Source organism: Dactylosporangium salmoneum (assembly GCF_039532525.1).
In the GTDB taxonomy this organism is placed as follows: Bacteria; Actinomycetota; Actinomycetes; order Mycobacteriales; family Micromonosporaceae; genus Dactylosporangium; species Dactylosporangium salmoneum.
Map to the genome: position 1 here is coordinate 1 of NZ_BAAARV010000010.1, position 5,515 is coordinate 5,515.

The 5,515-nt window shown below is 72.1% G+C and carries 4 protein-coding genes and 2 pseudogenes; 1 reads left to right on the top strand and 5 read right to left on the bottom strand.

Annotated elements, in window-relative coordinates; genetic code table 11:
• From ABD352_RS06300 to ABD352_RS06320, 5 genes and pseudogenes are all read right to left on the bottom strand, one after another.
• Positions 1 to 227 (bottom strand): annotated as a pseudogene (locus tag ABD352_RS06300) (hypothetical protein); the annotation flags it as partial.
• Positions 224 to 1,438, bottom strand: a complete 1,215-nt coding sequence (locus ABD352_RS06305) for a serine/threonine-protein kinase (protein ID WP_344611256.1) — start codon at positions 1,436 to 1,438, stop codon at positions 224 to 226. The pseudogene ABD352_RS06300 and the gene ABD352_RS06305, both read right to left, overlap by 4 nt.
• Positions 1,438 to 2,412 carry a glutamate ABC transporter substrate-binding protein gene (locus ABD352_RS06310; RefSeq protein ID WP_344611257.1) on the bottom strand — a complete coding sequence of 325 codons (975 nt, stop codon included), beginning with the start codon at positions 2,410 to 2,412 and terminating at the stop codon, positions 1,438 to 1,440. Before ABD352_RS06310 ends, ABD352_RS06305 begins: the two co-directional genes overlap by 1 nt.
• The gene (locus tag ABD352_RS06315; protein WP_344611258.1) at positions 2,409 to 3,629 is read right to left on the bottom strand and encodes a hypothetical protein; all 1,221 of its coding nucleotides are present in this window, start codon (positions 3,627 to 3,629) and stop codon (positions 2,409 to 2,411) included. Before ABD352_RS06315 ends, ABD352_RS06310 begins: the two co-directional genes overlap by 4 nt.
• Positions 3,630 to 3,938: 309 nt before the next feature.
• Positions 3,939 to 4,943, bottom strand: coding sequence for an alcohol dehydrogenase catalytic domain-containing protein (locus tag ABD352_RS06320; RefSeq protein WP_344611259.1), 1,005 nt, complete (start codon positions 4,941 to 4,943; stop codon positions 3,939 to 3,941).
• A gap of 366 nt (positions 4,944 to 5,309) precedes the next feature.
• On the opposite strand from ABD352_RS06320, the pseudogene ABD352_RS06325 reads away from it, so the two are divergent.
• Positions 5,310 to 5,515: pseudogene (locus ABD352_RS06325) on the top strand (glycoside hydrolase family protein); the annotation flags it as partial.

Below are 5,515 nucleotides of genomic sequence, written 5' to 3' on the forward strand. Positions count from 1 at the left end.
GGGTCCGGCCGGGCGGCAGCGGTGCGGGCGGGGTCCGGCCGGGCGGCAGCGGTGCGGGCGGGGTCGGGCTCGGAGAACCCGGCCGGCGTGGTCCGCGTCGCGGGCGACGGGGCGACCGGCGGCTGGCCGGAGACCCCGCTCGTCCGGGCCGCCTGCTTGTGGCCGCACTCGTCGCAGTAGCCGTCGGCCGCGTACGTGCCGGTGCATCCGGGCCTGGTACACGTCATGCCTGCTCCTCCAACAGCGTGTTCAGGGTCTGCTGGTACGCCACCATCGCGCGGGTGGCCCCCCGCAGGTCGCACGGCGCGGTGAACAGCAGCGTGTGCGCATCGTCGTAGCGGGCGCTGAGTTCGCTGTGTTCGCCGAGCCCCTTGCTCGCGGCCTTCGCCCGGTAGGCGTCGAGCCGGCCGCGCAGCTCGTCGCGGCGCGCGATCAGCCCGTTGGCGTTGTCGCGTAGCTCGGCCGCGCGCTGCTTGGCCCGCGCCGCAGCCTGTTCGGCCTCGGCGAGGCCATCGGCGAGCCGGCCCCAGCCGGCGCCCCGGCCGAGCTGGTCGAGCCCTTCGGCGGTCGCGTGCAGGGCGGCGCCGGAGGAGGGCGGGGCCGGCAGACCGGGCGCGAGGATCTTCCCGGTGACCCGCGCGAAGGTGTCCGCGGTCTCCCGCTCGGCGGCGAGCACCTCGTCGGCGAGGCGGTGCAGCGCCGCGACCCGCTGCGGATAGGAGTCCCGCAGCCGCGCCATGTCGGCGAGCCGCCGGCGCACCACGTCGACGGCGGCGGCGACGTCGCTCAGCGTCCGGTCGGCCTGGGCGGCGAACCGGCCGCCGGGGGCCGCGGAGATCGGGTCCGCGAGCAACGCCTGGTGTGCGTCGGCGAAGCGCGCGGCGGCCGGCTCCACGTCGGAGCGCACGCCGAGCTCGACGGCCAGGGCTGTCGCGGCGTCCAGCGCCTCGCCGACCGGCCCCAGCCGGCTCGCCACCGCCGTCCACGCCGCGTCGAGCTCGGAGAGGAACGCGGTCGCCGCGGCGCAGCGCCGCTCGAGCTGCTGCGCCAGATCCCACAGCCCGATCCAGGTCGCCGGCGGCGAGCTGCCGTCGGCCGGCATGCCGGCGCTGTTGAGGCCGATGGCTGGCGCCTGGAGCAGGATGCCCAGCTCGGTCCACTGCGGATCGCCGGGCCGATTGGCGTTGCGGATGGTGCGCGCCTGCTCCAGCGTCTCGTTGAGCACGGTGAACTGCGCCCATAGCAGGTCGACCTCGCTGCTCAGCGTCTGCCACCTGGTCGCCGTGGCCCCGGTGAGGCCGCCGCCGCGCAGGAAGCCCAGCGCCGGGCTGCTGTCGAGGGCGTACATCGCGGCGGCGATCCGGTCGTAGCCGGCGCCGAGACCGGCGAGCACCTGGTCGGCCGCCTCGCGGCTGATCGGCGGTACGTCCACCCGCATCAGTCCCGGTAACCGGCCGGCGGCGGGGTCGGGGCGGCCGCCTGCAGCTCTTTGGTGTAGATCGCCTGCCATGTGCCGTCGGAACGGATGCGCTCCAGGGTGCGGTTGACGAACCGCAGCAGGTCGTTGGCGTTCTTGTTGACCGCGATGCCGTACGGTTCGTCGGTGAACTTGTCACCGACCAGCTTCACGTTGGGGTCCTGAGCGGCGAGGCCCTGCAGGATCGTGTCGTCGGTGGAGATGGCCGCGACCTGTCCCTGCTGCAACAGCACCAGGCAGTCGGTCCAGTCCGGCACCGACACCGGGACCGGCTTGGACGCCGCGGTGGCGATGTTGCGGATCGAGGTGCTGCCGTCGGCCGCGCAGACCGTCGCGCCGCCCAGGTCGGCGATGCCCGTCGCGCTGGAGTCCTTGGGCACGAGCACCCGCTGGCCGGCCTCGAAGTACACGCTGGAGAAGTCGACCTGCTGCAGCCGCTCGCAGGTGATGGTCATCGTCTCGGCGACAAGGTCGACCTGATTGTTCCGGATCGCCGGGATCCGCTGCGAGGAGGTGAGCGCGACGAACTGGATCGCGTTGCGGTCGCCGAAGAGGTCGAGCGCGACCTCGCGGAGAATGTCGACGTCGAATCCGACGATCTGCCCGCTGGCCGGGTCGCGGTAGCCGAACAGGTAGGTGTTCTGGTCGACGCCCACTACCAGCCGGCCCCGCGACCTGATCGCCGAGACGGCCGGTCCGGTCGCCGGGTTGCCCGATCCCGGACGCAGGCTGGAGTGCCGTACGTCGCAGCCGTTCGGCGCGGCGGCGGCGGCGCTCGGCATCTCCGCCGGGTTCTTGACCCCGACGGGCTGGGGCGGGGCGAAGGTCGGCGGCGGCATCGTGGCGGTGTCGCCGGCGCCGGCGCAGGCGCCGAGCAAGGACAGCAGGACCGCACCGGTCAGGGCTCGGGTGACCCGCATCCGTGGTGTCATCATCGGTACTCCGCGATCCGCTGCTGGTAGCCGACGCCGATCGCGGCGAGCAGCACGATGGTCAGGAAGACACCGCCGCCGGTCTGGCCGCCGAACGCACCGGCCGCCTGGGCGCCTCGTTTGTCCGACACCGCGCTTGTCGCACGGATCGCCTGGGCGAGCACGCCGTCGAGCCGGTTGAAGATCGTCGCGGCGCTGTCGGGGTCGCCGCCGATGGCGAGCTTCACCGCACCCGGGAAGTCACCGCCGTCGTCGGCCGCTCGCAGCTTCTTGTGCACCGCGAGCCAGGCATTGACGTCGGTTATCGCGGTGTCGACCGACGCGCGCACCGCGCGGTCGGTGGCGGCCGACCTGGCCCGGTCGAGCAGGCCGGATGTGTGGTCGCCGCTGACCAGCGCGCCGAGTTGTACGACATAGTCCTGCTCGAAGGAGGCTCCGCTGCCGCGCGCCACCAGGGTCAGCGCCTCGTCGCCGCGGGCGGTCAGCGCGGCGATGCGCGCCTTGGCCAGCAGCTCCACCTGCCGCGAGCCGTCGCGGTTGGCGGCGCCGATGTGCGCGGCGACCACCGCCCAGCCGATGCCGTTCCACAGCACCATGACGACGGCGACGAGCGTCGCGGCGAGCAGGCCGGCGTTGAAGGTCCGGTGCGTCTGCCGGCTCAATCGCTGCTGCGCCCGGATCAGCCCCACGACGAGGCCGATGCCGAGCAGCAGCGCCAGCCACGGCAGGGACGCGGCGTCGTCGCGCTCCGCCTTCAGAGCGGTCGTCTCGCGGTCGTACAGCCGCTGGGCGGCCGGCAGCAGCTGCCCGCGCATCAGCCCCGACGCCTCGCGCAGGTAGGCCGACCCGACCGGGTAGCCCTGCCGGTTGTAGCTGCGGGCCGTCTCGACCAAGCCGGTGTAGACCGGCAGCTGCGCGGAGATCTGCTGGATCGCCGCCTTGTCGCTGGCGCCCCCGTTGGCCACGGCGGCGAGCGCAGCGGTCGCGGCTGAGACGTCCGACTGGTAGCGGTTGCGCAGGTCGGCGGGCTCGACGCCGCTGGACAGAAACGCGATCGCCGCAGTGGCGTCCGCGTCCGACAGCGCACGGTAGAGCTCCTGCGCCTGCACGGCGAGCTGGCTGCTGCCGGTCCGCGCGCCACCGGCGGCGGACGCACGCTGTGACGAGCCGGTCACCCATGCGGTGCCGGCCAGGAGGCCGGCGAGGAGCAACACCAGCATGACGATCACCAGTCGCCCCGGCGTGCTGCGGATCCTGGCGGTGACGCGATTGACCTCGCCGCGCCGGACCGGCGGGGAGCCATGTGCGGGCGCAGTTAGCAGGGCCATCTCGGCCTCATCTTCGGTGGCCTTCCCCTGTGCAGGCTTGTGCCGCACACCGTAGCGGGGATGGTCAAGTAGTCAATGGCCCTACTGCGCTCAAGGTAGCGGCCACTGAGCCGGCACCGCCCACCGGCTGTACCGATATAACCGGTCTATTCCGTTTTCAGAGGCCCGGACTGCCCGCAGCGTCCGGACGCAACGCCCGGATCAGGAGCCGACTGTGAGCACCATCCGGAAGCGGGCTTTGCCGGCAAGCATCTTCTGGTAGGCCTCGTTCGCGCGGTCCAGCGGTACGGTCTCCGTGATGGGACGGATGCCGTGCAGGGCGCTGAAGGCCATGGTGTCCTCCACGTCTTGCGCGGTGCCGGACGGGTGGCCTCGGACGATGAGGGCGTTCATGAGCAGTTGGGCCGGACTGATACCGAGCGGTGCGGTGTCCGCTCCGATGGCCACGAGTTCCCCACGCGGGGCGAGGCCGTCGACGGTGGCGGTGATGGCTTCGGAGTTGCCGGCGGTGGCCAGGACGGCGTTGGCGCCGCCGAGGGATTGCAGGGCCTGCGCGACCGAGGCGCCGGAGGTGCTGTCGATGTAGTGGTGGGCGCCCAGTTGCTTGGCGAAGGCGGCCTTCTCGGGGCCGCGCGCGATGGCCACGGTCTCGAAGCCCATCGCGACCGCGTACTGGACCCCGAGGTGCCCCAGCCCGCCGAGGCCGAGCACGGCGACCAGGTCCCCCGGCCGGGCGGAGCTGCGCCGCAGCCCGTTGAAGACGGTCACGCCGGCACAGGCCATGGGTCCCGCGTCGATCGCCGAGACTGTGCCGGGGATGCGGGCCAAGGCGTCGACGGGCGCGATCACCTTCTCGGCGAATCCACCGTCATAGGTCCATCCCGGAACCTTCAGGTTCCGGCAGACGATGAAGTCGCCCTGGCGGCACGGCTTGCAGTGCCCGCAACTGCCGCCGAACCAGCCGACCGCGACCGGATCGCCTTCCTGCCATCCGCGCTCCTGAACGCCGTCGCCCAGCGCCTCGATGCGCCCGGCGATCTCATGCCCGGGCACTTCCGGGAACGACACGCCTGGTAGGCCAGCACTCACGAAGGCCGCGTCCGAGTGGCAGACGCCGCATGCCTCCACGGCGATCCTGACGTGGCCGAAACCCGGCTCCGGCAGCTGCCGTTCGACGAGTTCGAACGTGCCATTGGGCTCGGTCACCTGTGCGGCTCGGTAGGTGCTCATCTCGCCTCTCGATCAAGTCCCCGTGTATTTCGGCAAGCGGTTGCCAATGCAATCCATACCTCAACTCCGCGAGCTGCCCTCACCCGCAACGTGGCAGCGGTCTCCATCGCGCGTAAGCACCTGGTTGCTCGAGCGCAAAACCGCAGCTCAGCACCTTAATTCAAGTCTTATATTGACTTGCCCCGGATGTCGACATAGCCTCCGGTGGATCTGTTAACCGCCTTGACAGATCTTGCCCCTGTCGTCACCTCACGCGCTCGGCAGGGGACTGCTCCCGCCCGACACGGGACCACACCCGATCACACGGTCCGGTGCGGGCGCCGCCCAGAAAGGGACCCGCACGTGACACCCTCAACCATCGCCCGACGCCGGCCGCGCCGCCGCGTCGGGTTCGCCATCGCCGCGACGGTCGCCACCGTCCTCGGCGTGACCGCCGTCGGCATGACGGCCGCCTCGGCCGCCTCCAGCGGGCCGATCACCGGATTCGGCGGCAAGTGCGTCGACGTCGCCGGCGCCAGCTCGGCCAACGGCACCGCGGTACAGCTGTG